Annotated in this window: 27 protein-coding genes; 18 read left to right on the forward strand and 9 right to left on the reverse strand. The window is 44.5% G+C overall.

Features of this window, described 5'->3' with window-relative positions:
- Window positions 1-34: 34 nt before the first annotated feature.
- From EIZ58_RS13745 to EIZ58_RS13760, 4 genes are read left to right on the forward strand one after another with little or no spacing between them, the layout of a single operon-like run.
- Complete coding sequence (locus EIZ58_RS13745) at window positions 35-967, forward strand: carbohydrate ABC transporter permease (protein ID WP_134701362.1); 933 nt, start codon at window positions 35-37, stop codon at window positions 965-967.
- Complete coding sequence (locus tag EIZ58_RS13750; protein WP_134701363.1) at window positions 964-1,797, forward strand: carbohydrate ABC transporter permease; 834 nt, start codon at window positions 964-966, stop codon at window positions 1,795-1,797. Before EIZ58_RS13745 ends, EIZ58_RS13750 begins: the two co-directional genes overlap by 4 nt.
- 13 nt (window positions 1,798-1,810) lie before the next feature.
- A complete protein-coding gene (locus EIZ58_RS13755) occupies window positions 1,811-3,289 on the forward strand; it encodes a glycoside hydrolase family 32 protein (protein ID WP_167577683.1) in 1,479 nt (492 codons plus the stop codon).
- Window positions 3,282-4,244: a carbohydrate kinase family protein gene (locus tag EIZ58_RS13760; protein ID WP_134701365.1), complete on the forward strand. Its 963-nt coding sequence runs from the start codon at window positions 3,282-3,284 to the stop codon at window positions 4,242-4,244. Before EIZ58_RS13755 ends, EIZ58_RS13760 begins: the two co-directional genes overlap by 8 nt.
- A gap of 371 nt (window positions 4,245-4,615) precedes the next feature.
- On the opposite strand, the gene EIZ58_RS13765 is transcribed toward EIZ58_RS13760, so the two are convergent.
- Genes EIZ58_RS13765 through EIZ58_RS13775 form a run of 3 tightly spaced genes read right to left on the reverse strand, consistent with a single transcriptional unit; the run spans window position 4,616 to window position 7,949 of the window.
- A complete protein-coding gene (locus tag EIZ58_RS13765; RefSeq protein ID WP_134701366.1) occupies window positions 4,616-5,467 on the reverse strand; it encodes a phosphate/phosphite/phosphonate ABC transporter substrate-binding protein in 852 nt (283 codons plus the stop codon).
- 19 nt (window positions 5,468-5,486) lie between these two features.
- Window positions 5,487-6,629 carry an acyl-CoA dehydrogenase family protein gene (locus EIZ58_RS13770; protein WP_134701367.1) on the reverse strand — a complete coding sequence of 381 codons (1,143 nt, stop codon included), beginning with the start codon at window positions 6,627-6,629 and terminating at the stop codon, window positions 5,487-5,489.
- Window positions 6,630-6,662: 33 nt separating this feature from the next.
- Complete coding sequence (locus EIZ58_RS13775) at window positions 6,663-7,949, reverse strand: sulfurtransferase TusA family protein (RefSeq protein ID WP_134701368.1); 1,287 nt, start codon at window positions 7,947-7,949, stop codon at window positions 6,663-6,665.
- Between the two features lie 229 nt (window positions 7,950-8,178).
- Between EIZ58_RS13775 and EIZ58_RS13780 the strand changes: the two genes are divergently transcribed.
- The 4 genes from EIZ58_RS13780 (at window position 8,179) to EIZ58_RS13795 (ending at window position 12,215) form a co-directional block, all read left to right on the forward strand.
- Window positions 8,179-9,174: a hypothetical protein gene (locus EIZ58_RS13780; protein ID WP_134701369.1), complete on the forward strand. Its 996-nt coding sequence runs from the start codon at window positions 8,179-8,181 to the stop codon at window positions 9,172-9,174.
- Window positions 9,175-9,275: 101 nt separating this feature from the next.
- Window positions 9,276-10,073, forward strand: a complete 798-nt coding sequence (locus tag EIZ58_RS13785; protein ID WP_134701370.1) for an alpha/beta hydrolase — start codon at window positions 9,276-9,278, stop codon at window positions 10,071-10,073.
- Between the two features lie 90 nt (window positions 10,074-10,163).
- Window positions 10,164-10,694: an NfeD family protein gene (locus EIZ58_RS13790; protein WP_134701371.1), complete on the forward strand. Its 531-nt coding sequence runs from the start codon at window positions 10,164-10,166 to the stop codon at window positions 10,692-10,694.
- A 15-nt stretch (window positions 10,695-10,709) separates the two neighbouring features.
- Window positions 10,710-12,215 (forward strand): flotillin lipid rafts scaffold protein FloT, encoded by a 1,506-nt coding sequence (locus EIZ58_RS13795; RefSeq protein WP_134701372.1) that lies wholly within the window; start codon window positions 10,710-10,712, stop codon window positions 12,213-12,215.
- A gap of 53 nt (window positions 12,216-12,268) precedes the next feature.
- Here EIZ58_RS13795 and EIZ58_RS13800 read toward each other — a convergent pair whose 3' ends face one another.
- Complete coding sequence (locus EIZ58_RS13800) at window positions 12,269-12,934, reverse strand: PspA/IM30 family protein (protein ID WP_134701373.1); 666 nt, start codon at window positions 12,932-12,934, stop codon at window positions 12,269-12,271.
- Between the two features lie 167 nt (window positions 12,935-13,101).
- Between EIZ58_RS13800 and EIZ58_RS34840 the strand changes: the two genes are divergently transcribed.
- From EIZ58_RS34840 to EIZ58_RS13810, 3 genes are all read left to right on the forward strand, one after another.
- Window positions 13,102-13,230 carry a hypothetical protein gene (locus tag EIZ58_RS34840; RefSeq protein ID WP_255438269.1) on the forward strand — a complete coding sequence of 43 codons (129 nt, stop codon included), beginning with the start codon at window positions 13,102-13,104 and terminating at the stop codon, window positions 13,228-13,230.
- A 177-nt stretch (window positions 13,231-13,407) separates the two neighbouring features.
- Window positions 13,408-14,235 (forward strand): metalloregulator ArsR/SmtB family transcription factor, encoded by an 828-nt coding sequence (locus EIZ58_RS13805; RefSeq protein ID WP_134701994.1) that lies wholly within the window; start codon window positions 13,408-13,410, stop codon window positions 14,233-14,235.
- A 12-nt stretch (window positions 14,236-14,247) separates the two neighbouring features.
- Window positions 14,248-14,679, forward strand: coding sequence for an SRPBCC family protein (locus tag EIZ58_RS13810; RefSeq protein WP_134701374.1), 432 nt, complete (start codon window positions 14,248-14,250; stop codon window positions 14,677-14,679).
- 58 nt (window positions 14,680-14,737) lie between these two features.
- Here EIZ58_RS13810 and EIZ58_RS13815 read toward each other — a convergent pair whose 3' ends face one another.
- The 3 genes from EIZ58_RS13815 to EIZ58_RS13825 are packed head-to-tail and all read right to left on the reverse strand — an operon-like array spanning window position 14,738 to window position 17,752.
- A complete protein-coding gene (locus EIZ58_RS13815; RefSeq protein WP_134701375.1) occupies window positions 14,738-16,291 on the reverse strand; it encodes a DUF6056 family protein in 1,554 nt (517 codons plus the stop codon).
- Window positions 16,288-16,692 carry a GtrA family protein gene (locus EIZ58_RS13820; protein WP_134701376.1) on the reverse strand — a complete coding sequence of 135 codons (405 nt, stop codon included), beginning with the start codon at window positions 16,690-16,692 and terminating at the stop codon, window positions 16,288-16,290. The genes EIZ58_RS13815 and EIZ58_RS13820 overlap by 4 nt, the downstream gene beginning before the upstream one ends.
- Before the next feature lies 1 nt (window position 16,693).
- Complete coding sequence (locus EIZ58_RS13825; protein ID WP_134701377.1) at window positions 16,694-17,752, reverse strand: glycosyltransferase family 2 protein; 1,059 nt, start codon at window positions 17,750-17,752, stop codon at window positions 16,694-16,696.
- 215 nt (window positions 17,753-17,967) lie between these two features.
- On the opposite strand from EIZ58_RS13825, the gene thiT reads away from it, so the two are divergent.
- The 6 genes from thiT (at window position 17,968) to metA (ending at window position 22,751) form a co-directional block, all read left to right on the forward strand.
- On the forward strand, window positions 17,968-18,513 hold the full coding sequence (gene thiT, locus EIZ58_RS13830; protein ID WP_134701378.1) for an energy-coupled thiamine transporter ThiT: 546 nt from the start codon (window positions 17,968-17,970) through the stop codon (window positions 18,511-18,513).
- Window positions 18,514-18,597: 84 nt separating this feature from the next.
- The gene (locus EIZ58_RS13835; RefSeq protein ID WP_134701379.1) at window positions 18,598-18,987 is read left to right on the forward strand and encodes a VOC family protein; all 390 of its coding nucleotides are present in this window, start codon (window positions 18,598-18,600) and stop codon (window positions 18,985-18,987) included.
- A 553-nt stretch (window positions 18,988-19,540) separates the two neighbouring features.
- Entirely contained in the window at window positions 19,541-20,017 is a 477-nt protein-coding gene (locus EIZ58_RS13840; RefSeq protein WP_167577684.1) for a DUF3939 domain-containing protein, read from the forward strand.
- 204 nt (window positions 20,018-20,221) lie between these two features.
- Window positions 20,222-20,392 (forward strand): hypothetical protein, encoded by a 171-nt coding sequence (locus EIZ58_RS33345; protein WP_255438302.1) that lies wholly within the window; start codon window positions 20,222-20,224, stop codon window positions 20,390-20,392.
- 27 nt (window positions 20,393-20,419) lie between these two features.
- A complete protein-coding gene (locus EIZ58_RS13845) occupies window positions 20,420-21,607 on the forward strand; it encodes a dihydrolipoyl dehydrogenase family protein (protein WP_167577686.1) in 1,188 nt (395 codons plus the stop codon).
- 211 nt (window positions 21,608-21,818) lie between these two features.
- Window positions 21,819-22,751 carry a homoserine O-acetyltransferase MetA gene (gene metA, locus EIZ58_RS13850; protein ID WP_134701382.1) on the forward strand — a complete coding sequence of 311 codons (933 nt, stop codon included), beginning with the start codon at window positions 21,819-21,821 and terminating at the stop codon, window positions 22,749-22,751.
- Between the two features lie 42 nt (window positions 22,752-22,793).
- Here metA and EIZ58_RS13855 read toward each other — a convergent pair whose 3' ends face one another.
- Window positions 22,794-23,036: a hypothetical protein gene (locus EIZ58_RS13855; RefSeq protein ID WP_134701383.1), complete on the reverse strand. Its 243-nt coding sequence runs from the start codon at window positions 23,034-23,036 to the stop codon at window positions 22,794-22,796.
- Window positions 23,037-23,103: 67 nt separating this feature from the next.
- Window positions 23,104-25,107: a transglycosylase domain-containing protein gene (locus EIZ58_RS13860; RefSeq protein WP_134701384.1), complete on the reverse strand. Its 2,004-nt coding sequence runs from the start codon at window positions 25,105-25,107 to the stop codon at window positions 23,104-23,106.
- Between the two features lie 915 nt (window positions 25,108-26,022).
- Here EIZ58_RS13860 and EIZ58_RS13865 point away from each other — a divergent pair.
- Window positions 26,023-26,829 carry a serine hydrolase gene (locus EIZ58_RS13865; protein ID WP_134701385.1) on the forward strand — a complete coding sequence of 269 codons (807 nt, stop codon included), beginning with the start codon at window positions 26,023-26,025 and terminating at the stop codon, window positions 26,827-26,829.
- Window positions 26,830-26,908: the final 79 nt, after the last annotated feature.

Below are 26,908 nucleotides of genomic sequence, written 5' to 3' on the forward strand. Positions count from 1 at the left end.
GCCTCTTTATTTAAAAGTTAAAGGATGTGGAACCATGAGAAGTCTGACTCTCCAGCTTAAGCGGCTTGTAAAGGTGAGAAACCTCAATCAGAATTATCGATCAACCGATCTCTTGTCTGCCTTTGGATTTTTAACGCCTGCCATGGTCTTGGCGATTCTCTTTATAGTGCTGCCGATTGCCTTGGCTTTTACTTATGCGTTTACCGATTATTATCTTTTGAAACCGCAGGACAAGCAATTTATCGGCCTCGAGAATTTTGCGCGCATGATGTCAGATGAAGTGCTCATCAAAAGCTTCTTCAACACCTTGCAATTCGTATTGCTGGTGGTGCCCCTTCAGCTTTCCATGGCACTGGGCCTAGCGTTGATCGTGAACAAGAAGATTAAGGGAGGCAGTTTCTTCAGGACAGCTTATTTTTCTCCCGCTGTGTTATCGTTAGTCGTGATCTCGATTTTGTGGACGGTCATGCTGAACCCGACCTCCGGTTTGATCAATCAAATTCTGTTTAATCTAGGCTTATCCAAACAGCCCTTTCTTGCAAGCCCCAGCCAGGCTATGCTTACAATTGTTTTTATTTCCGCTTGGTCGGGCTGCGGCTATCAGATGATGATTTTCTTTGCCGGCCTCAAAAATATCGACTCCCAGTTGTATGAGGCAGCCGATATTGATGGCGCCAATGCCCTCCAGAAATTTTGGTATATTACCTTACCTTCATTAAAACCGATTACCATGTTTCTTGTGATTACTACCACCATTCAGGCCTTTAAGCTGATTGTCCAACCGATGGTCATGACGGGCGGGGGACCTGATTACTCAACGCTGACCCTTTTGCAATACATCTATGAATACGGATTCCGCCATAGAAATATTGGGTATGCAAGTGCCATCACCCTAATGTTTACAATCTTCTTGGTGGTCTTATCGATCGGCATTAAAAAACTGTTCAAGGAGGAGCGAGCAGCGTGAAGATCCTGAAAAAAACCTTATTTTACATGTTGGCGATTGTGTTGGCACTTCAATTCCTAGTTCCTCTCGTGTGGATGATTCTTTCCTCGTTTAAAATCGATGAAGTGATCTACAAAGATGTGAGCACAATCTATGCGATTGTTCCGAAATTCTCGGACTTATCTCTTAAATCATACACGGAGCTGCTAGGCTACTATAACATCTTTGGCAACCTGTTCAACAGTTTGATGTACGCGTCAGTCACCGTCCTCTTCGGATTAACGATTAACTCGTTAGCAGGATATGCCTTAGCGAGATTTCAGTTTCCATTGAAAGATGCCGTATTGATTTTTATCATCGCCCTTATGATCGTCCCGATCGAGGCGACCATTCTCCCTCTGTTTTTAGTCGTGAACGATTTGGGGATGATCAATACCATTCCGGGATACTTGCTGCCGTTCTTCGTTAACGTGATGAATATCTTTTTATTTAGGCAGCACTTTCTGTCGTTTCCGGGCGAATTGATTGAAGCCGCAAAAATAGATGGGTTAGGCGAGGTCAGAGCTTTCTTTCGTATCGTAGTTCCAGCCAGCTTGAATATGTATATCACGGTGGGAATCCTGACCTTCCTCGCTTCTTGGAACGATTTCCTTTGGCCGGTGATGGCCCTGTCCAATTCGAATTTAATGCCGATTCAAGTGGCCCTCAATGCCATCTTCAGCGACACCTATAATATCTTTACCAGCCATATTATGGCCGCTTTAACCCTTGTGACTATTCCGATCGTGGTTTTATATATCGTCTTCCAAAGGTACATTGTAGATGGCTCGATGCGAAGCGGGATTAAATAGGAGGAGAGAGAAAATGAATAAGTTAGAAAAAGCCAATGACTTTATCCTGAAACATAAAGAGAAGGTGACAAACCGGCCGTATTACCATTTCACACCGGAAATCGGCTGGATGAATGACCCCAACGGGTTTTCCTTTTATCGGGGAAAATACCATTTATTTTACCAGTACTACCCCTATGATGTGGTCTGGAACGATATGCACTGGGGACATGCGACCACACAGGATTTCATCCAATGGGGGTACCAGCCTGTGGCATTGGCCAATGATAAAATCTATGATGCCAATGGGTGTTTTTCTGGAAGTGCCATTGAAAAGGAAGGGAAGCTTTACCTGATGTATACCGGGCACATTGATCCGAACATCGGGTTTGACCGGGATGAAGCGCAAGTCGTGGAACGCCAATGCCTTGCTTTTTCCGAAGATGGAATTTGCTTTGAAAAATATGAGCATAACCCGGTCATTGGGGAAAAGGAATTGCCGAATGAGTATTTGATCTGTGATTTCAGAGACCCCAAGGTTACGAAAGTGGAGGATGTCTATTACTGCGTGTTATCGGTGAGAAATAAACAGCGGCGCGGAGAAATTATCCTTTTCAAGTCTAGCAATCTGCTAGACTGGACCTTCCATGCTTCTATCTATCAAAGCAAGTTTGAAGAAAATACGTTGCTGGAATGCCCGGATTTATTCCGCATCGGTAATAAGGACGTGTTGATCTTCTCCGAGATGCCCTGTGATCCTGAATTTCAGAAGGAAGTAGATCATAAGACTGTCTATGTCGTAGGGGAGATGGATTATCAAAGGGGGATCTTCAAAGCGGAAAGCAAAGGGCTTTTGGATTATGGACATACCTTCTATGCTCCGCAATCCACAGAGGGAAAAAATGGGGAACGGCTGCTCATCGGGTGGATGCACCGCTGGCATCAAACGGCACCGCCAAGAGACTACGGTTTTAATGGGATGATGTCCCTGCCGAGACGATTGGCCTTAAAGGATCATCAGTTGATTCAACAACCAGTCCTTGATCTCAACCATTATTTCCATCCTTCTATTGTCCATGAAGGCACGATCTTAAATGCTAATGAAAGGCTGGAGTGGACAGGGGAAGCAGGCTATCTGCGCTTGGATATTGATCCTTCGGATTCGAAACCTTTTACGGTGGAACTCCATAAAAGCGAAACGAAATCGACGCGAATCGAAGTGGATGTGGAGAGCGGCCGGATTTTCATGACGTCAGATTACGGCAATCCGGGCCAGATTAACCTGGAGGATTGCTTTGCAGCCGAAGATGAAAATCTGACCCTGGAATTCTTCATCGATCTCCATTCCGTGGAGCTGTTCGTGAACGCGGGGGAAAAAGTGGCAAGTTTTGCAGCGTATGATCGAGATAAAGGAAGCCAGGTCTCGATTTTAGGAAAAGGGCAAACCGTATTCCGGCGAATTAAGTGGGCGGAATTCAAACCAATTAAAGCTAGGAGTGCCGAGCATGAATAACTCAAGTAGGGTAATATGCCTAGGGGAGTTGCTTATCGATTTTTATTGTACCGATAGGGGCGTGGATTTAGTAGAGGGTTTTCACTTTTTAAAACAAGCAGGCGGGGCGCCGGCTAATGTGGCTGCGGCGATAGCCAAGCTGGGCGGTCAGGCCGCCTTAGCCGGAAAGGTCGGAGATGACTCGTTTGGGCATTATTTAAAGAGAACGCTTGAGGAGGTAAAGGTAGATACCTCGATGCTCGTGATGGATCCTCACTCCTACACCACTCTGGCTTTTGTCTCTCTGCAAGCTGATGGGGAGAGAGATTTTACCTTCAACCGGGGTGCTGACGGTTTATTAGCTCTAAACGAGTTGGATCTTCCTAGGATTAAGAGGTCGAAGATCATCCATTTTGGCTCGGCAACGGCGATGCTGGAAGGGCATTCTCAAGATACCTATTTTCAGGTGATGAACTTAGCAAAAGAATATCAACTCTTCATCTCTTTTGATCCGAATTACAGAGGCTTCCTCTGGAAAGGAAACACAGAGAAGTTTAGGGAGTTATCCATTAAGGCGCTATCGTTAGCCGACCTGGTGAAAGTCAGCCAAGAAGAGCTGATGCTGCTTACCGGCACGGGGAATTTGGAGGATGGAGTGAAGATTCTTCATCAATATGGGCCCAAATGGATCAACGTAACGCTAGGCAAAGATGGAACGTTCCTATCCAGCGGGGATCAGGCGGGTATGGTAAGCAGCATTCCCGTTCAGTCGATCGATTCCACAGGAGCGGGGGACGCATTTGTTGGAGCCATCTTGTTCCAGTTGTCTCAATTGGAACACCCTCGGGAAGAAATTCGAGATTTTGAGAAGGTAAAGGAAATGACGTTCTTTGCGAATAAGGTGGCAGCGCTCGTTTGCACCAAAATGGGGGCCATCTCTTCACTGCCGGATTATGAGCAGGTCGTAGGTCATTAATGGAAACTGTTGAGATGACAGAACATAAAAACCCTATTCAGCCATTGTATGGTGGATAGGGTTTTTATCATTTTGTACTTTGATTCAATCGCAGATCATCCCAATGCAAAGTTAAACTTGGTTCTTATCACAATGAATAACATCAAGGAATACGTTGTGTGGTTCTCGGTCACTCGACAAAATTCGGGGAGTGACAGGCACCATATTAACGATGCCAATACTTCTGCTCCATCCAATATAGCGGAAGCAATGACTGAGCAACGTCCAGGGAAAAAGTGAAAGGGGCTGCTTACCGCATCTTCAACAAAGGTATAATTAAACGTATAGAGCGGTGACAGAAGTCACCGCTCGTTAAGCTGTAGGCGCAAAATTTAAACCTGCCCTTGCCACTCTTTCTTGTGGTCTAACAAGTTTTGATCTTCCATAGCATCAAACAAAATCTGATATCCTTCCAAGCCTTTTCCTTCCGCGCTGACCCACTGATTTAAGCCTTCCATTTCCATCATCTTCTTAATCTCAGGCTGATTCGGATCCATCTGATAGAGCAATTCGGTAAACTTCGCAGCTAGTGTTTCGTCGAAGTCCGGTAGGACCGTAAAATTGCAGTGGGAGTAGCCAGGGGACGTATAAATACTTTTGACTTCATCGGTATCCACCAAGCCTTGTTCAAGGACGCGGATCCACGTTGATTCCCCGATGGCTCCGGCATCTGCCCTTCCTTCTTTTAAGGCACGTAAGACTTCATATTCACTTGTTCCTGTATCCCCGTGCTTGCCGACATCGAGATTGAAGCGTATCAACTGAGTATCCACTTCGGGATTGATGCCTTGTGTCTTTAAATAATGGTAGGGGAGGATGGCAGCCTGACCTGAATCTGCACTTCCTAATGCGAATCTTTTGCCTTTAAGGTCGGATAGGGTTTCAATGCCTTTATCCGTTCTAGCAATAATTTTAGTCGTGAAATCAATGTCCGTATCGCGCATGGCTAAGGCCTTTGCTCTTCCTTGTAAAGCATGCTGGATCCGTACATAGGCTACATTGGTATTCCAGGCAATATCGATAAATCCATTCAATAAAGCATCCACCTGTGCTTCATAGTTGGAGAAGAGGACATAATCGATAGGAAAATCATGCTCCCTATAGTAATCCCGGATAATGTCCCAGATCGGAATTACTTTCGGGTCATAGGCTACGGAGCCGATTAACAAGTTTTTTGGCTTCATTGGAAACACTCCTCTTATTTTAGAATAAAGGCAAATCAGCTACAGACTTGCCAACCCACTCTTTAAGGACTTCAGTGGTAGGTGCCATAACGGCTCCAGCTCTTGCATCGCGAAGATATCTTTCAACAGGGAGGGCTGAGGTGTATCCTTGTCCACCGCAGACCTGCATGGCTAAATTGGTGACCTTAATCGCTTGTTCAGAGGCCTGAATTTTGGATTGCATAACGGACAGAATGGCAGCTTCTTCTCCTGCATCTGCTGCACGAGCGGCGTTTTGGACGAAGAGAGAAGCGGACTCTACGGATCCGTGCATTTCCGCTAGATAGAATTGGATGGCTTGAATTTCACAGAGAGCACGTCCATCCGCATATTTGCGAGCTTTAGCGTGATCTAAGGCCGCATGATAGGCTCCTTTTGCAAGGCCAACATTCATACCGGCAATCCCCAGAATAAAGGTCGGCGCGACCACTTGGAAAATTAAGTCTAATCCGTCCCCTTCTTTGCCAATTACATGATGAAGTGGAACTTTCACATCGGTGAATTCAACGGCAATGCTGTTATTCCCGCGAAGTCCGATACCATCCCAACTCCCTGTGAACTGAACGCCAGGAGACGCCGTTTCCACCAGAAGCATATCCAAGCCGATGTCCGGTGATGAGGCATTGGTGACAACCACGAGAAAGTCAGCATGATCTCCGTTTGTCACGAAGCTTTTCTTTCCATTGAGGACAATGTGATCTCCTTGGAAGTTGGCAGTGATTTCAGGGGAATAGAAATGAGCTCCGGTTCCTCTTTCACTGAAAGCAAGGGTTCCGATCTTTTCCCCTTGGGCAATGGAACGAAGATACTCCTGTTGCTGAGCGGTCTGGGCCCTAGATGCAATAACCATTGTGGCAACAGAATGCATTAAGAAGCACATAGAGGTAGATCCGCAAGCTTGACCCATCACTTGGGTTACCGCAGACAGATCCGAGAGGGAACCGCCTAACCCGCCGAATTCTTTAGGCACAAGCAATCCAAGAAGCCCTGATTTTCCTAATGCATCAAAGGCTTCGGAGGGGAAGCGCTGTTCACGGTCAATTTTCGCAGCAAGCGGTGCGATAACCTCCTGGGCGATATGCTGAGCGATCTCTGTAGGGGAATAATGGTTTTCAATAGTCATACATCTACAACTCCTTTATCTATAATTGGTCATTTACATAAAATTAGGGGTGTGGGATTGTGAGATCTTCTCAGCGGTCGACATGTCCACCCCAATTTGCAGCATCCGTTGGATACGGTGATCGTACATGACTTCCTTTAATTTCTTTACGCGGGCAAAGCCAACTTTAAGCTGTTCCGGGCTTCTTCCACCCCCGGATAGAATGGCTAGAGCTTCAAGGAGGTGAGTATTTTCACCAGTACCGGCTTCACTTAAGTATTCATTTCTTTCCTCCGCGGCTTCGATCAACTGCTGGACCATGTTGGGATGTCGCGAAAGGATATGGCGGACATGCCCAATTCCATAGGCCACATGGCGGCCTTCATCAATCTTGGCTAAATTCACGATTTTTGCTGTGACGGGATCGGGCGCGTGCTCTTCAATAAAGTTCAGTAAATCAAGGAATGTTCCCTCTCCTAACACGTGAAGGAGGAAGGAAGATTTAAAATAATCTTCTTGAATAAACAAGCTGTGCAAGGAGCGCTCGGTTAGCGTAGACGAATATTGTAATCCGCCTCCATTGGCCAAGGCTCTTTTCATGAAGGCTTCTATGTGCCGGGATTCGTCCTGGACTAAAGTGGACAAATACATTAGGACTTCAATATAGTGCGGATCAATTCGGGCCATGAATTTAGCCGGTATGTAGAGTGCGGAATACTCGTTTTCTGCTAAAAAGGTCATGATCTGACATACAGCCCATTCCATGGCTTCCGGTAATTCAGGAAGTTGATCCCAAGGAATATCTATTGTCGCATTCCATTGGTTTTCTTTGGCTTGCTCGTACAGATCCAATACGTTGTCAGCCCATACGTGATCTTTTTTGTTTAGTGGAAATCGAAAATCAGGGATGCCGGTCTCGGCCACTGCTCCTCTTGGAACGAAACCAATATAAGCGGGTGCTTGTTCCATCACCTGACCGATCCGGCCCTCAAACCAATCTCGAATATCGAGGTGCTTGCCTTTACGCAGCGGAACTTTTACTCCCCAATCCGGTTGCTCGGTTGTATGGATGCGATCTTTGCGGATCAAATAGCGATAATGGTTTCCGGCATCCAACGCCATCATAAAGGTATGCTGATGAAGTCTACACCAGCTTTGCAAGTCTCCTTTAATATGGGGATTGGAGCTTTGCACTTCCAGGATTTGCTCTTGCCTCAGTCGATCAAGGGCATTTTTTAATAGAATAAATAGATTGGATCCGCTAGGGAGGTCACCCAGATCGAGATGATGGTCCGGCGTGATTCCTGATAGCTCATAGTCCTGAAGGTTATTGTCATCCATTATCAAGTCGATGCTCCTTTCTGAAGAACTTAGAAACTTATATAATATAAAATTATATCATAGATTATATTTTCTTACAGTTATAATATTCCAATGTGTCCGCCAATCACGGGGAATCTTGTAAACGATAGGGTACCAAAAATAATTGGTACTGTTGGAAAAAGGAGGAGCACGATAGAATAGGTCTATAGAACGACGAAGACTAAGTGCCTATTTGGAGTGAAAAAACATGAGAAATCAAAAAAATCCCTGGGTAGTAACGATGCTTTCCATCTTATATCCGGGACTAGGACATGCATATATGGGGGATATGGCAAAGGGAGTATTGTATGTTATTATCCATTCCTTGCTTCTCTTTTTGGGGTTAATTACCTTAGGCTTTTTAGGATTGCCTGCTATCATTTTCTGGATTGTCATCATTATCAAATCCATAGTCACTGCATTTGAGAAAAATACAGCGGTCGGGCATTCTTCTGAACATGTTCACGCACAGAGGAATTCTCTATCGTTTTGGATTACGCTCGTGCTAGCCATTTTCTTTTTCTATACCTTTCCATTTCTAACCTACTTTAATATCTATGACCGCCTCCCTTCAGAAAAAAGAGAGGTTCAGGCCTATATGGAACAGTCTCTAGCCACTAAATATGGAAGCAATGCCCACATGGAGGAGATTGAGTATTCATGGGATGCGTCTAATATGGATGGTAGGTTTGAGGGGACAGCAACGTTAGCAGCGTATCCGATGATCCCTTTCCGAGTTGCCGTCTCAGGGGATAAGCCCAAGAGTTCACAGGTGGAGGATACCTTTTTAGCAGATTTTGTGAACCATAAGTACAAGCAGTGGATGGATCAATACTTTGAGCAGCACGGATTCGTTCAATTTCGATTCTGGGCCGAGCCACGATTGCAGCAGGTACGACTAGATGCAACTAAGTTGCCGGAGCAGCTTCAACAATATGTTAAAATTTCAGTTTCAGGCTTTTTCTTAATGGATATTCATGAAGGAAATAAGCAGGAGCTGGCAGACCAAATTTGGTCTTTATTAAAACTACTAAATGAAAAGGGGATGCCTTCTGTATCTCTTGAAATAGGGATTGTAAGTACAAATTGGATAGAGAAAAAGCAGGATTATCTTTCCGATAAAAAGATAGCCCAGATAGATATACCAAATAGTAGAGCGATTCAGTCGGCAGAGGAAATTCTTTCTTTCATTATGTATAAATAAGGAGGACTGAAGAAACTAGATTCCCTAAGTAGGAATTGCTCGAAGATTAACGAAATTGATATAATAAGTGGATTAAAAACCATCAGAAAAGGAGCGTTACCATGTCGCTTTACCTTTGGCCAGAAGGCGCCCCATTTGCAGCCGGCATCACAGGAGAAGACCAGCCCTCGATCACCCCGTATCTCATAGAATCCGAGCAGCCATCGGGAGCTGTTATTATTTGCCCGGGAGGAGGCTATACGCGGAGAGCCAATCATGAGGGAGAGCCTGTGGCAAAGTGGCTGAACTCCTTAGGGATCTCGGCTTTTGTTCTCCATTATCGGGTACATCCTTACAAGCATCCCGTCCCACTGATGGATGCACAACGAGCTATCCGGGTTGTCCGGAATTATGCGAAGGAATGGAATATTGATGCTTCCCGAGTTGGAATCCTTGGATTTTCAGCGGGGGGACACTTAGCCTCGACGGCCGGCACTTGTTTCGATTCAGGTAACCTGGCAGCCGAGGATCCGATCGATCGAATTTGCAGTCGTCCCGATTTGATGATCCTTTGCTATCCTGTAATCACATTTGGCGAATATCGGCACCAAGGCTCCCAAGATAACTTATTAGGTGAACAGGCTTCAGAAGAGCTTCGAAATCAATTATCAACTGAAAGACGAGTCACCCCAGATACGCCTCCAACCTTTCTATGGCATACCATGGACGATGCTTCCGTCCCTGTGGAGAACAGCTTTCTTTTTGCCTCTGCTTTAAGAAAGCACCAGGTGCCGGTAGAACTTCATTGTTACGAGAGTGGCCGACATGGACTTGGGTTGGCCGAGGAACATCCGGAGGCCTATACTTGGCCCCAGTTATGTGAGTTGTGGTTGAAGAAGCAATGGTCAACAAATGGCTAGTTCTTTTGTTCTACTTTTCTAAAAAAGTGTAACCTTTTTACTTGTTTTTTCGTCTATAGTATTGGTGGTTAGTGGAGGAGGTGAATTCCACTGTATGAGTTTTACTTAGGCTGTTTGATCCTAGGGGTTGTTTTCGCTATTGTGACGGTGATTTTTGGGGATGTAATTGGGCAGGCACTTGATGGGGTGTTGGATTTTCTCTCGTTGGATGGCCCAGATTTTCTTAACCCGATGGTTCTGGTCGGTGGCGTTACCATGTTTGGGGGCGTCGGGGTCATGCTGACCCGCTATAGTCCGTTATCGGTGATCCCGATCGTTATTTTTTCGCTATGTGCTGCTATCATGCTTTCCGCTCTTGTTTATTTTTTTTATGTCAAGCCGATGCAAAACGCGGAGAATTCGACCGGTTACTCGATTCAGGAGCTTGCTGGCAAGATTGCTGAGGTTAACATTCCTATCCCAGTGAAGGGATACGGAGAGGTATTGATTAAGGTTGGGGCGTCGACCACCCACCAGATTGCCGCCAGCTTTGAAGGGGAGGAGATTCAAGCGGGAACCAAGGTGGTTATTGTTGAGGTTCGAGACGATACCCTCTATGTGGCCCGCTTTGAAAATACATAAAGAGGAGGAAGCAGAATGCAGGGATTTTTAACCGTGCCTTTAGTGATCATAGGTGTCATTGTCTTGTTAGGGTTAGCTTTCTGGGCCCGTTATAAGACGGTTAGTCCGGATGAGGCGATGATCGTCAATGGATCCTTTCTAGGGAGTAAAAACGTCATCACCGATGAGTCCGGTCGCAAAACGAAAATCGTGCGCGGAGGGGGAGCGTTCATCCTTCCGATCTTTCAGAATGCGCAATTTCTTTCTTTGCTCTCGCACAAGCTGGATGTTTCCACGCCGGAGGTCTACACCGAGCAAGGGGTACCTGTTATGGCTGACGGGGTGGCGATTATTAAGATTGGGGGATCCATTGAGGATATCTCAACCGCTGCCGAGCAGTATATGGGTAAACCGACAGAGGACTTAAAGAGTGAGGCACAGGAAGTGTTGGAAGGACACTTGCGCGCCATCCTAGGGTCGATGACAGTGGAAGAGGTGTATCGCAATCGCGATAAATTTGCTCAGGAAGTGCAAGGAGTAGCGGCCAAAGATTTGAAGAAGATGGGTCTGAATATTGTCTCTTTTACGATAAAAGATGTTCGGGATAAGCACGGATATCTTGATGCTCTCGGGAAGCCTCGCATTGCCGCGGTGAAACGCGATGCGGAAATTGCCGAAGCCCAAGCGATTCGCGATGCCCGTGTGCAAAAAGCGAAAGCTGAGGAAGAAGGACAGAAGGCGGAGTTGATTCGCGATACCAATATTGCCGAGGCCACTAAGGAAAATCAGCTAAAGATTGCTGCCTTTAAGCAGGAACAGGACCGAGCCATGGCCGAGGCTGACCAGTCCTATCATATTCAGGAAGCTCGCTCGAAGCAAACAGTGGTCGAAGAGCAAATGAGGATTGAGCTGGTTCGAAAAGACCGAGAGATTGATCTCGAAGAAAGAGAAATTCGCCGCAGAGAAAAGCAATATGATGCAGAAGTGAAAAAGAAGGCAGATGCGGATCGCTACGCGGTAGAGATGGCTGCCGAAGCGGAAAAAGCCAAGCGCATGCGGGAAGCCGATGCACTTCAGTATAAGATCGAAGCCGAAGCAAAGGCCATGGCAGAGCAAAAGAAGCTTGATGGTCTAGCGGTTGCTGAAGCAGAAAGGGCAAAAGGAACAGCGGAAGCCGAAGTCATTCGTTTGCGTGGTCTAGCGGAAGCCGAAGCCAAAGAAAAGCTAGCGGAAGCCTTCGCCAAGTTCGGTGAAGCTGCGGTCCTTGATATTATTGTTAAAATGCTTCCAGAGCTCGCGGGTAAAGTAGCCGAACCGATCAGCTCGATCGATAAGCTAACCGTAGTCGATACGGGAAATGGCAGCGGGGCTACTCGAGTGAGCAATTATGTGACAGAGCTGATGGCGACTGCTCCGGAGATGCTCAAGAGCGTATCCGGCATTGATGTGGAGCAATTGATTAAAGGTCTAACCCAAAAAAGCACAGGACCTCAGGCTCCACCTTTGGTGAATGACATTTTACCAAAAAGCGAAGACAAGTAAATAAAAAACCCAGACCGGCACCACTCCTAGAGGAGGGTCGGTCTGGGTTTTTTCTATTCTTCATATTTTTTCAGCAAGTCCGCCAATTCATCTTCAATCGCTTTATCTTTACTTAGCTTCGCAAATTCCTCATCGAGTGACTTTTCTTTTTTATACAGATCTGCGCTCGCCTCGGCTTCCGCTTCCAGCTGTCGCACCTTATCTTCCATCCGTCCGAGTCCATCAACCGCAGCTGACCCACCGAATCCGCCGAATGTCTTATTGATGTTCCTTTGCGCTTGGGCCGCATTCGCCCGTGCAGCAAGCGAGTCCCGTTTATTCTTTAATTCTTGGAACTGCTTTCTCATATCGGCTAGCTTCTCACGAAGGTTGTCAGCGGCCATCTTATTCTGCTCGTAGCTCAGCTGATATTCTGCCGTTTTCTGCTCAGCCTCTCTCTTTTCTTCCAGGGCTCTTCGAGCCAGCTCGATGTTTTTCGCTTGGGCCGCCAAGTGAGCCTGCTCTTCGCGCTTGCGAACAAGCGCCAGCTGGTCTTCGTACAGCTGCTTTGATTTTTTTTCTAAAGCAATCTGAGCCGCCACTGCCTGTTCCGTATCCTCAAGATCCTTTTGCATGTTCCTTAGATATTGATCTGTCATCTTGATAGGGTCTTCCGCTTTATCAATCAAAGCGTAGACATTCGAGAGCGTCAGATCTTTCAATCTTTTGAAAATGGACATCGTTCTCCTCCTGGAAACTATTTACTTTATTATTTACTACGTATGGCGAATTAAAAAGGTTTCATGGATTAAGGAAAATGCCTATTTTTATCGGATAGGACAAACATCCAATCATTTTGAATTCAAATTAATAGAATAATAGTAAACCGAGAAGGGAGGAAGACCAGATGAGAAGACTAAAAGATTGGAAAAAAAGACGCCCAGCTAACATGAGTGCAGAGGGGCTTATCGGTAAACTAGAAAGACTATTGACTCAGCTTAAAAATACGCTAAAGAAAAAGCCCAATAACGACTAATAGGGTAAAGAAACGAGTTCGGCATTTGCCAACTCGTTTTGTTTTTTCATCTGTTGTTATCATTTTACAAAAGAGCAAGTCCACTTGATTTTCTATATACATCATGTTACTATTTGGTCACATAATAAAGGTGTGACCAAATAGTAACATAAAAGGAGGTGCTTGAAGTTAACGAATATGAACGGGCACGAAATAACAGACATTTTTAAAGCGTTAGCCCATCCTTCCCGCGTTGAAATCTTGGATTACCTTAAAGATGGACCACTGACTACAGGTGAACTAAGCGATAAATTCAATGTGTCGCGATATGCAATCATGAAGCATTTAAACATCTTGGAATCTGCTGGGCTAGTTGTAGTGCGTCGTCAAGGCCGTATACGATTGAATTTTCTTCATGCCCTTCCGCTGCAGCAACTCTATAATAGATGGGTGAGCCAATATGAATCGCAATTAGCCTCATCATTGCTACGCTTAAAAAATAATTTAGAAGATCACAAAGGGGATTTGAATAATATGGAAAATAACCAAGAGAAGATTGCGATGAGTTCATTTCAAATTGAACAGGAAGTTGTTATTAATGTTCCACGGGAACGTGTTTTTCAAGCATTAACGGATGAAATTAACGAGTGGTGGGCAATCCGTTTGGGTACGCCGGATTCTAAGTTTACCTTCGAACCGAAAATCAATGGGCTTTTTTACGAAGATTGGGGAAATGGACAGGGTTCCGTTTGGGGCACTGTAATTTATTTTAAGGAACATGAGGAAATTAGATTAAATGGGCTGTTGGGGATGCAAGGGGCTGTTAACAGTAATTATATCTATAAATTAGAGGAGAGGGGGAACTCCACTTTGTTAAAGCTGTCTCACCAAGCGGCCGGGCTCCTCGAACCCCATTGGGAGGAGGCCCATCAACAAGGATGGAATGAGTTGCTTGGCAAACACCTTAAAGCATATTTAGAAGACGGCTTATCAGTAAATCAATACTCTAGCTGTGTAAAGGAATAAGCGGGTGCGAAGATGGTAGACGTATTAACGAAAATAAAAATAAAGTGCCCACGCGAAAAGGTTGCTCAGTATGCAGCAAACCCTGACCATACACCAGAATGGTATGTGAATATCAAATCCGTTGAATGGAAAACCTCCAAACCATTAGCCGTTGGGTCACAGATTGCATTTATAGCTCATTTTTTGGGACGACAGCTTTCCTATATTTACGAAATTGTAGAGTGGATTCCCGGACAAAAACTGGTAATGAGAACGGCTGACGGGCCATTTCCAATGGAAACGACCTATATTTGGGAAACACTAGACGACAATAGTACCTTAATGACTTTACGAAATAAAGGAAATCCAACCGGGTTTTCAAAATGGCTTACCCCCTTTATGTCGTCCATGATGAAAAGAGCCAACCAAAAAGACTTGAAAAAATTAAAAGAAATATTAGAGTAAGGTAATATATCATTAAGAGTCTCATTTCCATATGAGACTCTTTTTGGGCCATACGGAACTACTTCCACATCACCTTCGTCCGTTGCTTAAGGCCTAAGTACAGGTTGTAGTAGGGGTGGTAATACGAATTATGGTACGGCATCACCCAAGCGTATTGCTCATGAGGCAATTTATACTGAATCAGTTCCCCTGACTGGTGTTCTGCCTTATACGCTTGGGCCAGTTTCATATTCCGATCAAAAACTTGAGCATTGCTGGCATACCCTTCAACCGTAGGAATGAACACGGTGATGGCTATGGCGAGCAGGATTGTATAGCCTAGGATGATGCCTGTATTTACATAGAAAGATTTGTTGGCATAACGCCCAAACAGAAGGAAGATCAGACCCAGGAGTGCAATAGGAATGAACCAAGTCACATCAAATAGAAAACCAACTCCACATGCAGCTAAGATGGATATCCCTTTCGCATTCAGCCTTGGCAACAAGGTCGCCGTATATAAGGAAAGCATGACAATCGCAAAGACTAGATTTCGCGGGCCATAGACAGGGGATACCAGCATCATAAATTGAGATCCAAAGCATAAAACCAAAGCCACCATAGGCACACTGTTTCCTTCTTTTAGAGCCAATAGAGCGGCATACCCTAATACGAACACGAGGAGGAAATAGGCGAGTAAGATTTGGTTCTCATTCCATTTCATCATGGGATCCGAAGTCATAAGATAAAGCCAAGTTAAAGCTAACCCCATAGTGCTCCACTTAACTAGTAGGCGTTTTGAACCCTTCATGATGATGCCCACAGCGGATAGAAGGGCAAATAGGAGGTAGGGGGCCATCATTTCGGAGAAAACGAAGGTACTCCCTTGGGTATATATATTATGTTCAATGAGTTGAAAGAGATCATTCCTTGGGGAATCCTCAACCGAAGCTCGATGAAAAACACCAGGAGCAGCGATGACCGTTAGCATCCCAATTGCAGCCACCAAAAGGGTACCCAGCAAGAGCTTCCCTAGCTTTCTTTTTTGCATCCATTTGATCTCGATCAGAGTGAGTAAGGTGAGTCCGAACGTCATTAGACTCGCTTGTTCAACAGTGGCTGCAGATAAAAAAGCGAAAGCTGGAAGGTACCCTCTCATCCTCTGTGTCTTTAGCATCCGACGAATCAGAAACCAATAGACAAGCAGAAGGAACATAGGATACACATAATTAAAGGAACCTGTTAGCCAATACACGCTTTGTCTGGTGATTTCCGGATCTAACAACATAATCGCTATGCCGAGTATGATGGCTGAATAAAGCCCTAGCGTTTTATCCTCATAAACAGCGATTCGAGCACCAAAGTATACCATACCTGCCAACATCACAGAATTAATGAACATCCAGAAGTAAGTAGGAATGCCTAGGAAAAACGTAACAAGTAAATGAACGATAACCCGTCCATTTGCTACGAAATAATGCTCTAGATGTCTAGTGAAGAAATAAGGCAGATCACCCGACATAAAACGGGCGTAGAAAAAATCATCACCATATTGTCGAACATGAACATTAACCAATGCTGTAATGATAAAAACCGAAAACGCGATTAGGAAGAGTGAGTATTTTCGTATCATAGCTGCTTAAAAATAATAAATTGAGACAAGATATAATTCATTACTAACACCACCACACTAACCAGAATCTTTGCCATCATAGCCTCTAAACCAAGCAGGGTATAAAGGATAAACACTCCTCCGATTTCCACAACCATGGTAAAAGCCCGCGAGAATATGAATTTGAAAAACTCGTGCAACAGTTCCCTTGTTGAGTTGCATCTACTTTGAAATACGAACAGTTTATTCGTAATATAAGCGAAGATTACCGCACTAATTACTGAAATCGTATTGGCCAAGTTCGTATTGACCTTAATCAATCCATATAACAGCCAAAAAACCCCGAAGCTGACTAGGGTCGTTAGACCACCAATGAAGGTGTAACGAATGAGCTTGGCTATCAATGCACGGGATATTTCCATGTTATTCTATTTTCTCTGAGACAATATATTTGGGTCTTTGCTTTACCTCATCATATATTCGTGAAATATAGACCCCGATGATGCCCAGAGAAATATTAATGATAGAGCCAGACAATAAGATTAAAATAATGACGGTAGAAAATCCACTTACAGCTTGACCTAAGAAGTAATTGATTAAAGTTTGGATCCCTAGCACGAACGCCACAATAAAAAAGGCGATACCACCAAAAAGAGTCAAGTACAAAGGCTTACTGGTATGAGAGACAATCGCGTTTAAAGCCAATCCCATGAGCTTGGCAAAGGAGAATCGGCTGCTTCCTTCTGTTCGGTCCTCAACTGAAAAGAAATAATCCGTTTTGCTGAATCCGACCCAATCCACCAGCCCTCTAAAGAACAGATTACTCTCTCTAAAAGTTCTTAGCGTCTGAACCACTTTATGATCCAGAAGTTTAAAATCAGAAGAATTGTTTAAATTAAGCCCCGTTGTTCTTTTCAATACTTTATAAAACCCTTGAGCTAAAAAACGGTAGAGGAACGTCTCTGTCCCTCTTTCTTTCTTCATGCCATTTACGATAAGAACCCCAGACTGATCCATCATGGCCATCATCTCTTTTATACATTGCGGGGGATGCTGCAAATCGGAATCCATAACGAGATACCGGTCAGCTTCGATATGATCAAGGCCCGCACTGATGGCAATTTCTTTTCCAAAGTTCCTGGCAAAACGAATAGCGGAGACCTGCTCATAGTCATTAATCAGCTTGGTGATTTCATTCCAGGTGTCATCGGTTGAACCATCATCAACGAAGAGAAATTTACAGTGTAATCCATCCATTCTAACCCTCTCGTGAATGACCGAGAAGTTATGATGGATAGCCTTAGATTCATTAAAGACAGGGATAATAATGGCTAATGTCGTTGTGGTCGTTAAGGGATGTGCTTGCCGAATGAGAGACTCGACAATTTCTTTGATGGATTGCCCCGTTGCTTCTTTAATTTTATTGGCCATTTGCATTACTTCGGGTTCTGTCTCAATCTCCATATGCACATGAACCTTCATTTTAATTCACTCCCACGTGTTTATACACATTGAGGATAGTATTTCCATTTGAGTCGGAATTAGACCCTGAAAGTTGGGAATAAAGGTAATAAGGAACTGGCCCGTTGATGAAATAGGAAAGGTAAGTCTTTACCTTTTACAGTTGTGAAGAGGTAGAGTAATCTGGTAGACTCTTTCATTAAGAGTGAAGTGTTGAAGATTTTTCAGGAGGCTATATGCAAAGAGAACAAACAACCATCATGATAGAAACCGCTCTAGTAGCTGCCATGGCTTACGTCCTAAGCTTAGTTCAGTTTGGTGGACTTTGGGCACAAGGAGGTTCGATCTCCTTAGTGATGATCCCGATCGTGATCCTTGCTTTTAGAAGAGGGTGGAAGGCCGGAATAACAGCCGGGCTACTGGTTGGAGTGTTAAAAGCTATGCTGGGCGGCTATGTCATTCATCCCATTCAATTCATTCTAGACTATCCGGTAGGCTATGCAGCCATTGGGTTAGCGGGCTTGTTTTCCCTGTCAAAAGAAAGAAAGGTCCTTTACGCCGTCTTAGGTATTAGTTTGGCAGCCTTCATTCGCATGCTCGCTCATATTGTTTCTGGAGTGGTATGGTTCGGCAGCTATGCACCTGAAGGCATGCCGGTCTTCCAATATTCCCTATGGTATAACCTGTCCTACTTACTTCCAGAAGTAATCTTGAACAGTATTGTTATAATCATCTTGGTTTCCAAACGATTTACTCTTCTACAACCGCAACAGTCTAGGTAGAGACTCTAGAATGGGTAAGGGGGATAGATGCCTTGATTTCGGCTCTGAAGCATTTTGAGTGTAGCTTATTATAGGAGGCTAACTATGTCTGTGAAAAAGATCGAACACGTTGGAGTAATGGTAAAAGATATTGATACATCCATCGCATTTTATACTCAAGTAATAGGGATGGAATTTCTAGGAAAGATAGAACATCCCAACCCGAATATCCAATTAGCTTTCTTGGGGTTTAAGAACGCCAAAGAGACGGAGCTCGAACTAATTCAAGGCTACAATGACCAACTTCCGCAAGAAGGGAAGGTTCATCACATTGCCTTTACGGTAGATAATATTGAAGAAGAGGTTCACCGTTTGAAGCAATTAGACGTGAAGTTTATTGATAAAGAAATTACAACTTTGCCAAACGGTTCACGTTACATATTCTTTTATGGACCTGATGGAGAGTGGATTGAGTTTTTTCAGTCTACGAGATAAGTAGAATAAAAGGCTGTCCTCAAAAGGTTAGTAATAACTGACTTTGAGAGGACAGCTTTTTTTATTACAGCTTGGTGGCCTTAATTAGTTCAGGGATGCCTGCAACCGTCTGTTTTATTTATTCGCATCCACATACCATAATAAATATTATGCAAACTACTAGTATGGGAAATATTAAGGTACATACCAGCATAGGTATCCATTCTGTTCGGTTGTGGATAACTTCACTGTTCTGTGAATAGTTTGAATTGTGAATAATTTCAAGGTTCTGTGGATAACTCTATTCGCGGTTGTCATTCTGTTTCACCAGTTTTAATAAACTGTTCTATTCCTTCCTTATGTAGTTTATTCTTTATATGTTAACTTGTTTGATTGATATACTATACACAGTCTAAATAGGTCCTTTTCCTTATATTGAAAGATCAATCCGTATATACTAACCAAAGTATGACAGCCCGCCATCAGATGGTAACAAATAGAAGAAAATGCGGCGTTAATGCTTGGGAGAAGATGGTATAATAATTTTAGCAGGACAGCAATGGAGGTGTTCGTAATGTTAGGATTTGTGAAACGATGGCTAGGTATTTCCAAACCGCCTTCCGTTATGGAAAAAGTAGAAGTGCCAAAAGAGGACATCTCAATTGAAGAAGTGAGAAGGGCGGCGGCTTCCTTTGCTAAGGAAAAGCCAGAGGGTGTGCACTTCAGCGTATTAATTAATGATGATAATGAAATTGATTATAAATTTTTGGTTCCATATTTGAAGGCGATTCCAATCAAAAACTATTATATCTCTAGGGAAACTTATGAGATTTTTGAAGATAAGGTATTTGCCCAAACGATTGACCGTATCCAGCGCGCAGTGGATCAGTATATCGATACCGAAGAGAAGTTCCCCATTGTGGACGGGAACCCTGAGATGAAAGTTAGCTATATGAAGCTAAAGTCTTACTTGAGGGAAACGCCTCCGTTTGATACGTACTTAACTGCCGATGAAAATTTAATTACGTGGAGGAAGCCCTTAATTCAGTAGCGGAGAATGAGCATGAAAAGATGTATGGTGTGCACGAGAAAAAAGGATTCTAGATCGTTTTCGAAGTCCCTCGCTTTTGCTTATATCACCAAGAAGCAAGTCGAGTTGATTTGCAATAGTTGTATAAAAAAGACTCATCCAGACGGGTAACGGAGGGATGAGTCTTTTTGCATATATGTTCCACCTCCTAGGAACGCTATCTCTATACATGCCGTATTCTTAGGAGGGATCCCATTGAGTAAGCACTATGATCTGATTATCATTGGAGCCGGTACTGTAGGGTTCGATGGTCTCCGGGAGGCGAAATCGCTTGGAGCCAAGATCTTACTAGTAGAAAAAGAACGGGTGGGAGGAACCTGCCTAAACTGGGGTTGAATGCCTAAAAAGGCCTTGGTAAGGTCTATGAGTATTTGGAACTCCGTTAAAAAAGCGCAGGAATTTGGTATTTTTGTTAAGGAGCCTAGTTTGGATTGGTCTCAGGTGGTCCAGCGAAAAAATGACCTCATCGGTAAATTTGTCGGTGGCAAAGGACCCTATCTTGAGAAGATGGGGGTAGACCTTGTAATGGGCGAGGCTCGGTTTGTGTCCCCGGACGAAATTGAAGTGGGAAGCGAGCGATTCCGAGCCGAGCGTTTCTTAATTGGGGTAGGCTCGGAATCGGTGCTGCCTCCTATTGAAGGCGTAGAGCATGGAATTACGAGCAAAGAGTTATTGTTTATGGAAAAGCTGCCCAAAAGCATGGTCATTGTGGGTGGAGGCATTATTGCGATGGAATTTGGACATGTTTTTGCTAGTGCCGGAACGAAGGTAACGGTCCTACAAAGAGCGAACCGGGTCTTGACTACAGAGGATGTGGAATCTTCGACCGTGATTCAAGAGGTTTCCAAGAAGATGGGAATGGACATACTTTTGCAATGTGAAGTTCAAAAAATCACCGTCCAAGGGTCAAGTAAGGTCGTCCATGTTCGGGGGCCCGGGGGAGATCAACAGGTAGAAGGGGAGCTCGTATTGATCGCTACCGGAAGAAAACCTGCTCTACAGGGCTTAGGGCTGGAGTCTGCTGGGGTGGAATATACCGAACGCGGCATTCAGGTGAATGACTTTTTACAAACAACTTCCGAACGGATCTATGCAGCGGGAGACTCGATTGGCGGCTACATGTTTACCCCCATTGCTGCTCACCAAGCTAAAATAGCCGTCCGAAATGCGCTAAAAGGAAACCGTGAGAAACCAGATTATCGCTATATGACAAGAGCGATTTTCACTTCGCCGCCGATTGGAAGTGTGGGCCTAACGGAAGAAGAGGCTCGAAAGGAAGAGCTTGATATAGCCGTAGGCAAACTACCCTATGCCCATTCAGGTACCGCCATTTTACTGGGTGAAACACAAGGACATTTTAAGGTGATCGTTGATCGAAAGACTCGTCTGTTTGTCGGGGCTCACATTGTCGGTCAGGATGCAGATGAGTTGATCCATCTTATTACCGTAGCCATCAAGGGAAAACTAACCGTAGATGACTTTGTTGAAATCATTCCAGTTCATCCAACATTAGCGGAATCTTTCATCGAATTCATACGAACCATCAAATAAGCATAGATATGTAATGAGAGGTGATTCTATAGCGATGTGCTTGGAATTGCCTTTTTTTCATGATGTCCTAGTTGTCACAAGTCTGAACTATTGTTATAGTTAGTAGCAGACATTTAAGAACCGAACTTTTCTCTGTTAAAGGAAGATAATTTACTATAAAATATAATATAAAAATGGATTTACAGTTTGTTTTTGTGAAGGAGTGAAGACTATGCCTATAAAAATTCCAGACCATCTTCCTGCTATGGAGATTCTGAATAAAGAAAATATTTTTGTGATGTCTGAGAGTCGCGCGTACCATCAAGATATTCGACCTCTGAAAATTGTCATCCTAAACCTGATGCCGACCAAGATAACAACTGAGACGCAGATTCTCCGTTTGCTCGGAAACACTCCGCTTCAAGTTGAAATTGACCTGATCCATCCAAAAACCCACGTTTCTAAAAACACCTCGGCTGAACATCTCGAGACGTTTTATAAGACGTTTGATGACATCAAGGATCAGTACTATGATGGCATGATTATCACAGGAGCTCCCATTGAGCAGTTTGACTTCGAGGAAGTCAACTATTGGGAAGAACTGAAGGAAATCATGGAATGGAAAAAAGAATCCGTGACCTCCACGCTACATATCTGTTGGGGGGCGCAAGCCGGACTCTACCATTACTATGGCATTCCTAAATATCCTTTACCAGAAAAAATGTTTGGGGTGTTTCCTCATACGATAAATGTCAAGAATACGAAGCTTCTTCGCGGCTTCGATGATGTTTTTTATGTTCCTCAATCAAGGCACACGGAAGTGCGCAGAGAAGACATTGAAAAGGTAGAAGAGTTGGAAATCCTCTCCGAGTCCGAACAGTCAGGGATCTATATCGTGGCCTCGAAGGATGGCCGACAGATTTTTGTCACAGGGCATTCGGAATACGACCCCTTAACACTTAAGGCCGAGTATGATCGTGATGTTCACGCTGGGTTGCCGATTCAAGTGCCGGTTAATTACTTCCCCGGAGATGATCCGACGAAGCCTCCTCTTCAGACTTGGCGTTCCCATGGGAGCTTGCTATTCTCAAACTGGCTAAACTACTATGTTTACCAAGAAACACCCTATGAAGTTCCGAGAAAGCCTGTAAAGCAAGAAAAATAAGCAAGAAGAAGCCGTCCAATCGATTGGACGGCTTTTTATCTTTTACTCGTTGGCATCCCCCATAGCTACAAACACGGGGCTACCGGTAATGTTCTTGACTTTCAGCGAATAGCGGTCAGGGCCTTTTTCTACCCATTCATGGTGAACATAGCTGGCTGGATCAAGCGTATCGCTTTGCTCCTGCGATAATTTGACTTTTAGCCGAAAAACTTCATCTCCCGCAATTTCTTCCCCGAATTCGACTTCCTGATTGGGGAGGATGGGCTTGTAACCTGTTGGCTTCATTTCAGTCAATCCTCCTAGGTTCAAAGTTCACCAACCTAGTTTGCCAATCCATGGAAGCCATTATTCATTAATCATCGTCATCTTTACGCTTCTTCTTCTCATTTTCCTTCTTCTTTTTCTCTTCCTGTTTCTTTTGTGCTTTCTCGTTTTTTGGTTCTTTCTTCGGCTGCTCTTGTTGTACTTGTTTAGCTGCTGGGACAACTGGACTCTTCCAAGCTGGAGGAGGAGGAAAAGCGGCGAGCTGCATGTCTTTATGCGCTTGTTCCATAATAGCCTTCCATAGACCAGCTGAATATTTTCCGCCATCGGTTGGGAGGTGATGGTTCTTGTCGGTAGTATCGTATCCTACCCAAACGGCCGTGGCCAATTGAGGCGTGTACCCGACGAACCAAGCATCGGTTAATCCCTGTGTGGTTGCGGCTAGGGCTGGGGAGAGCTGTGTCGTTCCCGTTTTCCCAGCGGTTGGTCGATTGATGGCTGCGCGTGCACCTGTGCCACTCTCGATGACGCCTTGAAGCAAATAAGTCATCAAGTGAGCTGTTTCTTTTTTCATCACTTGATGAGGCTGAGGTTCCCAAACGGCTATATCTTGGTCGTCATAATCGGAAATGAACCTGATGGTGTGCGCTTCGTTCCAAAGGCCACCATTAGCAAAGGCAGCGTAGGCTTGCGCCATGTGCAAAGGGGAAACCCCTTGCTTCATGCCGCCGAGAGCCACGGGGAGGACCCGATCATCTTTTTCGAACGGAATTCCTAGTTTACTTGCAAAGTTCATTCCTTTATCGATCCCTATTTCATGTAGAAGCCACACGGCAGGGACATTCCACGATTTATGGATCGCCTCGGCAAGAGTAACTTCCCCGCGGAACCGCCGATCCCAGTTTTGCGGTTGATATCCCGCAATGTTAAGCGGTTGATCGTAAAGCATGGAAGCAGGGGTAAAGCCTTGTTCAAGCGCTTGCCCATAGACGACAAGTGGCTTCATGGTAGATCCTGGCTGCCTTCTTAAGTCCGTTGCACGGTTAAAGCCCAGGTAGGGCATCTCGCCTCTCCCTCCCATGAGCGCTTTGATTTCCCCGGTCTTCACATCCACAATGGCCGCTCCGCTTTGCGCAGGAACTTGATCGGGACTGACTGGGAAAAATTGATCATTTGCATAAATGTTCTCCACATTTTTCTGTAAGCTGCGGTCGAGGGTGGTGTAGATCTTAAGTCCACCATTCCAGACCTGATCTTCGTTCAGGTCATAACGTTGTTTTAATTCACGAAACACGTGGTAAACAAAAGACGGATGATCAATGTTTCGACTTAGATCGTGTTTCGTTTCGGGCAGTGGTACTTTAGAAGCTTCTGTCCGTTCGGCAGGAGTAATATAGCCGCTTTCTTCCATTAAACGAAGGACTAGATTTCGCCTTTCAAGGGAGCGTTCCCTATCCTTAAAAGGAGAATAGTGATTAGGGGCTTTCGGTAAGGCCGCCAATAAAGCACTTTCGGCGAGCGTCAGATCTCGAGCGTCTTTTCCAAAATAAGTTTGAGCCGCGCGTTGAATCCCCCAAGCCCCTTCACCAAAGTAAATGGTATTCAGGTAAAGCGTCATAATTTGATCTTTGGAGTAGGTCCGTTCTACTTGAATGGCTCCAAAAGCCTCTTGGATTTTCCTGTCCATTGTACGTTCCGAGGAAAGAAACGCATTTTTCACAAGCTGCTGGGTAATGCTGCTACCGCCTTCAAGCACCTGTCCTGCCTGAAAGTTCACCCAACCTGCCCGCAGTATTCCAATCCAATCAATTCCCAGGTGATCATAGAAGCGTCGATCCTCTGTTGCCACAACCGCTTGCATGACATGCTGCGGAATGTCTTGAAAGTCGATTGGTTCGGTTTTGGCTAGGGTGAGTTCGGTCAGCGGCTGTTCCTGTTGATCATAAAAGACCGTAGGCGGAAGGGCCTGGACAGAAAGCTGTTGAATATCGAGTTTCTCCACCGTTTGGTAAATATAAAAGACGCCCCCTGCCAGGAGAGCGCCAGATGTAAGTGCTAGAAGAAGAATCACAAGGATCCATCGTTTAAACATGGCTAACCCTCTTTCGACATAGTTTTATATACCTAAGATATTCGGATGGTCCTAGTCCATTATGAGGGTTAAATCTAAAAAAATTCAGGGTGCGTTGTATGGCTAAGATTTAATTGGAATGATTACTGGGATGTAAACAAACTACTTGATTTTGGAAACATTCAGGAGTTCCTATATTTGAAATTATTTTTGCAATGTAAGCACCTAGTAGGTTTTATATAAAAATCCCCGGCATTAAAGTTGGTGCTTGATCACTACCCGATAAAAAGTAAAGCGAGCTAGCCCTCTTAATTGTAACCATTACGGGTTCGAGAGCAAGTCATTGAGTTTTGTGACCAAACCTCCGAGATTAGCTGGAATGGTTCCTGGTACGTGAACAAACATTCCCAACTCGTGAGCAAACGCCACTTTTCCGTGAGCAAATCAAAAATTTTGTGAGCATCCCGTCCGCGAGCGAGAGTGTTCGGGGCCAAAAAGGGTATAGACGAAAAATAAAGGCGGAATTACTTAAAAAATCAGCTTGGAATGAAAGGCTCTAAACCGAAGTTTAGATTGCAAGTCTAAAAAGTAGACCCAAATCACTTCATTTCTCGAAAAAACTTTGGGACCAAACCGCGGACAAAGAGGATTTTCATTGGAGAGGGTGGCCAGGAGGGCAAGCCCTCCTGGCCTGGGGGTTTCGTGATCAAAGGTAGGGAAGTACCGCTCTGTTTCTAAGTGTCGATAAACTTCAAAAGCAAACCCACCGGGAAACCATATCCTAATACAAAAACAACCCATAAATCTAGAGTTTTTGATAACGCTGATCTTAGTTAACATAATGTTCTTTTTGTAAATCTACTAAACCTCCATTGTCATTATTCGGATAGGATGGTACATTATGAGCATGTTGAACTCGGAAAGGGTGTAGAGATTATGTTTAGTCAACTTGTGGACCAGGTGAAGCAGCAGATCGAATCGGCAGGCGGAGAGTGGGGAGTGGTTTTAGAAGATTTGCAGACGGGTGAAGAATATCGCTGGAATGCAGAGGAACGCTTCTATGCTGCAAGCGTGATTAAACTTCATATTATGGTGGCCGTATTTGGAGCGGCTAATGAAGGAAAATTCAACTTATCCGATACCCTCGTCCTGCGTCGTGAAGATATCACCACTGGGGCGGGTGTTCTTCAGCATATGACACCAGGCACGAGACTTTCAATCTACGATGTGATTACGTTGATGATCATCCAAAGCGATAACACAGCCACCAACATGCTCATCGATCTCGTAGGTAAAAAACGAATTCGAGATGTAATCAAAGAACTAGAGCTGAACAACACCACGTTCTACAATAAGCTTCAAGTGGTTCCTTACCCGCTGAAAGGGAGTAATCAGACGACAGCAGGGGATACGGCCCTATTATTGAAGCGACTGGTTACTCAAAAGGTCATTTCCTGGCATGCGTGCGAGCAGATGATTGACATCATGAAAAAGCAGCAACTCAATGATTTTCTTCCCTCTAACTATCCGGATCCTGATGGAGAAATCACCGGCAGCCCAAAAAGCTGGGAATTTGCCCATAAAACCGGTATGGTCACTCGTATCCATCATGATGCGGGGGTCCTGTACCGCAACGGACGAGCTCTCCTGGTCAGCTTCTTCTCACGAGGACTCGAAACGAAAGAGGCGAGAGAAGCGATGTCCCATATCGGGCAGGCGATATATGAGTATATGGAGAGGTAGGTTGATCGGTAAAGAGGGCTAGGAGAAGTCTCCTAGCCCTTTCGTGAAGTGGAAAATGTCCATCTATTAACAAAAAACC

It is taken from the genome of Ammoniphilus sp. YIM 78166, from assembly GCF_004522215.1.
In the GTDB taxonomy this organism is placed as follows: domain Bacteria; phylum Bacillota; class Bacilli; order Aneurinibacillales; family RAOX-1; genus YIM-78166.

Coding starts and splice junctions, on each gene's coding strand:
- EIZ58_RS13745 (WP_134701362.1), top strand. CDS start 35: ATGAGAAGTCTGACTCTCCAGCTTAAGCGGCTTGTAAAGGTGAGAAAC.
- EIZ58_RS13755 (WP_167577683.1), top strand. CDS start 1,811: ATGAATAAGTTAGAAAAAGCCAATGACTTTATCCTGAAACATAAAGAG.
- EIZ58_RS13760 (WP_134701365.1), top strand. CDS start 3,282: ATGAATAACTCAAGTAGGGTAATATGCCTAGGGGAGTTGCTTATCGAT.
- EIZ58_RS13765 (WP_134701366.1), bottom strand. CDS start 5,467: ATGAAGCCAAAAAACTTGTTAATCGGCTCCGTAGCCTATGACCCGAAA.
- EIZ58_RS13770 (WP_134701367.1), bottom strand. CDS start 6,629: ATGACTATTGAAAACCATTATTCCCCTACAGAGATCGCTCAGCATATC.
- EIZ58_RS13775 (WP_134701368.1), bottom strand. CDS start 7,949: ATGGATGACAATAACCTTCAGGACTATGAGCTATCAGGAATCACGCCG.
- EIZ58_RS13780 (WP_134701369.1), top strand. CDS start 8,179: ATGAGAAATCAAAAAAATCCCTGGGTAGTAACGATGCTTTCCATCTTA.
- EIZ58_RS13785 (WP_134701370.1), top strand. CDS start 9,276: ATGTCGCTTTACCTTTGGCCAGAAGGCGCCCCATTTGCAGCCGGCATC.
- EIZ58_RS13795 (WP_134701372.1), top strand. CDS start 10,710: ATGCAGGGATTTTTAACCGTGCCTTTAGTGATCATAGGTGTCATTGTC.
- EIZ58_RS13800 (WP_134701373.1), bottom strand. CDS start 12,934: ATGTCCATTTTCAAAAGATTGAAAGATCTGACGCTCTCGAATGTCTAC.
- EIZ58_RS34840 (WP_255438269.1), top strand. CDS start 13,102: ATGAGAAGACTAAAAGATTGGAAAAAAAGACGCCCAGCTAACATGAGT.
- EIZ58_RS13805 (WP_134701994.1), top strand. CDS start 13,408: ATGAACGGGCACGAAATAACAGACATTTTTAAAGCGTTAGCCCATCCT.
- EIZ58_RS13810 (WP_134701374.1), top strand. CDS start 14,248: ATGGTAGACGTATTAACGAAAATAAAAATAAAGTGCCCACGCGAAAAG.
- EIZ58_RS13815 (WP_134701375.1), bottom strand. CDS start 16,291: ATGATACGAAAATACTCACTCTTCCTAATCGCGTTTTCGGTTTTTATC.
- EIZ58_RS13820 (WP_134701376.1), bottom strand. CDS start 16,692: ATGGAAATATCCCGTGCATTGATAGCCAAGCTCATTCGTTACACCTTC.
- EIZ58_RS13825 (WP_134701377.1), bottom strand. CDS start 17,752: ATGAAGGTTCATGTGCATATGGAGATTGAGACAGAACCCGAAGTAATG.
- thiT (WP_134701378.1), top strand. CDS start 17,968: ATGCAAAGAGAACAAACAACCATCATGATAGAAACCGCTCTAGTAGCT.
- EIZ58_RS13835 (WP_134701379.1), top strand. CDS start 18,598: ATGTCTGTGAAAAAGATCGAACACGTTGGAGTAATGGTAAAAGATATT.
- EIZ58_RS13840 (WP_167577684.1), top strand. CDS start 19,541: ATGTTAGGATTTGTGAAACGATGGCTAGGTATTTCCAAACCGCCTTCC.
- EIZ58_RS13845 (WP_167577686.1), top strand. CDS start 20,420: ATGAGTATTTGGAACTCCGTTAAAAAAGCGCAGGAATTTGGTATTTTT.
- metA (WP_134701382.1), top strand. CDS start 21,819: ATGCCTATAAAAATTCCAGACCATCTTCCTGCTATGGAGATTCTGAAT.
- EIZ58_RS13855 (WP_134701383.1), bottom strand. CDS start 23,036: ATGAAGCCAACAGGTTACAAGCCCATCCTCCCCAATCAGGAAGTCGAA.
- EIZ58_RS13860 (WP_134701384.1), bottom strand. CDS start 25,107: ATGTTTAAACGATGGATCCTTGTGATTCTTCTTCTAGCACTTACATCT.
- EIZ58_RS13865 (WP_134701385.1), top strand. CDS start 26,023: ATGTTTAGTCAACTTGTGGACCAGGTGAAGCAGCAGATCGAATCGGCA.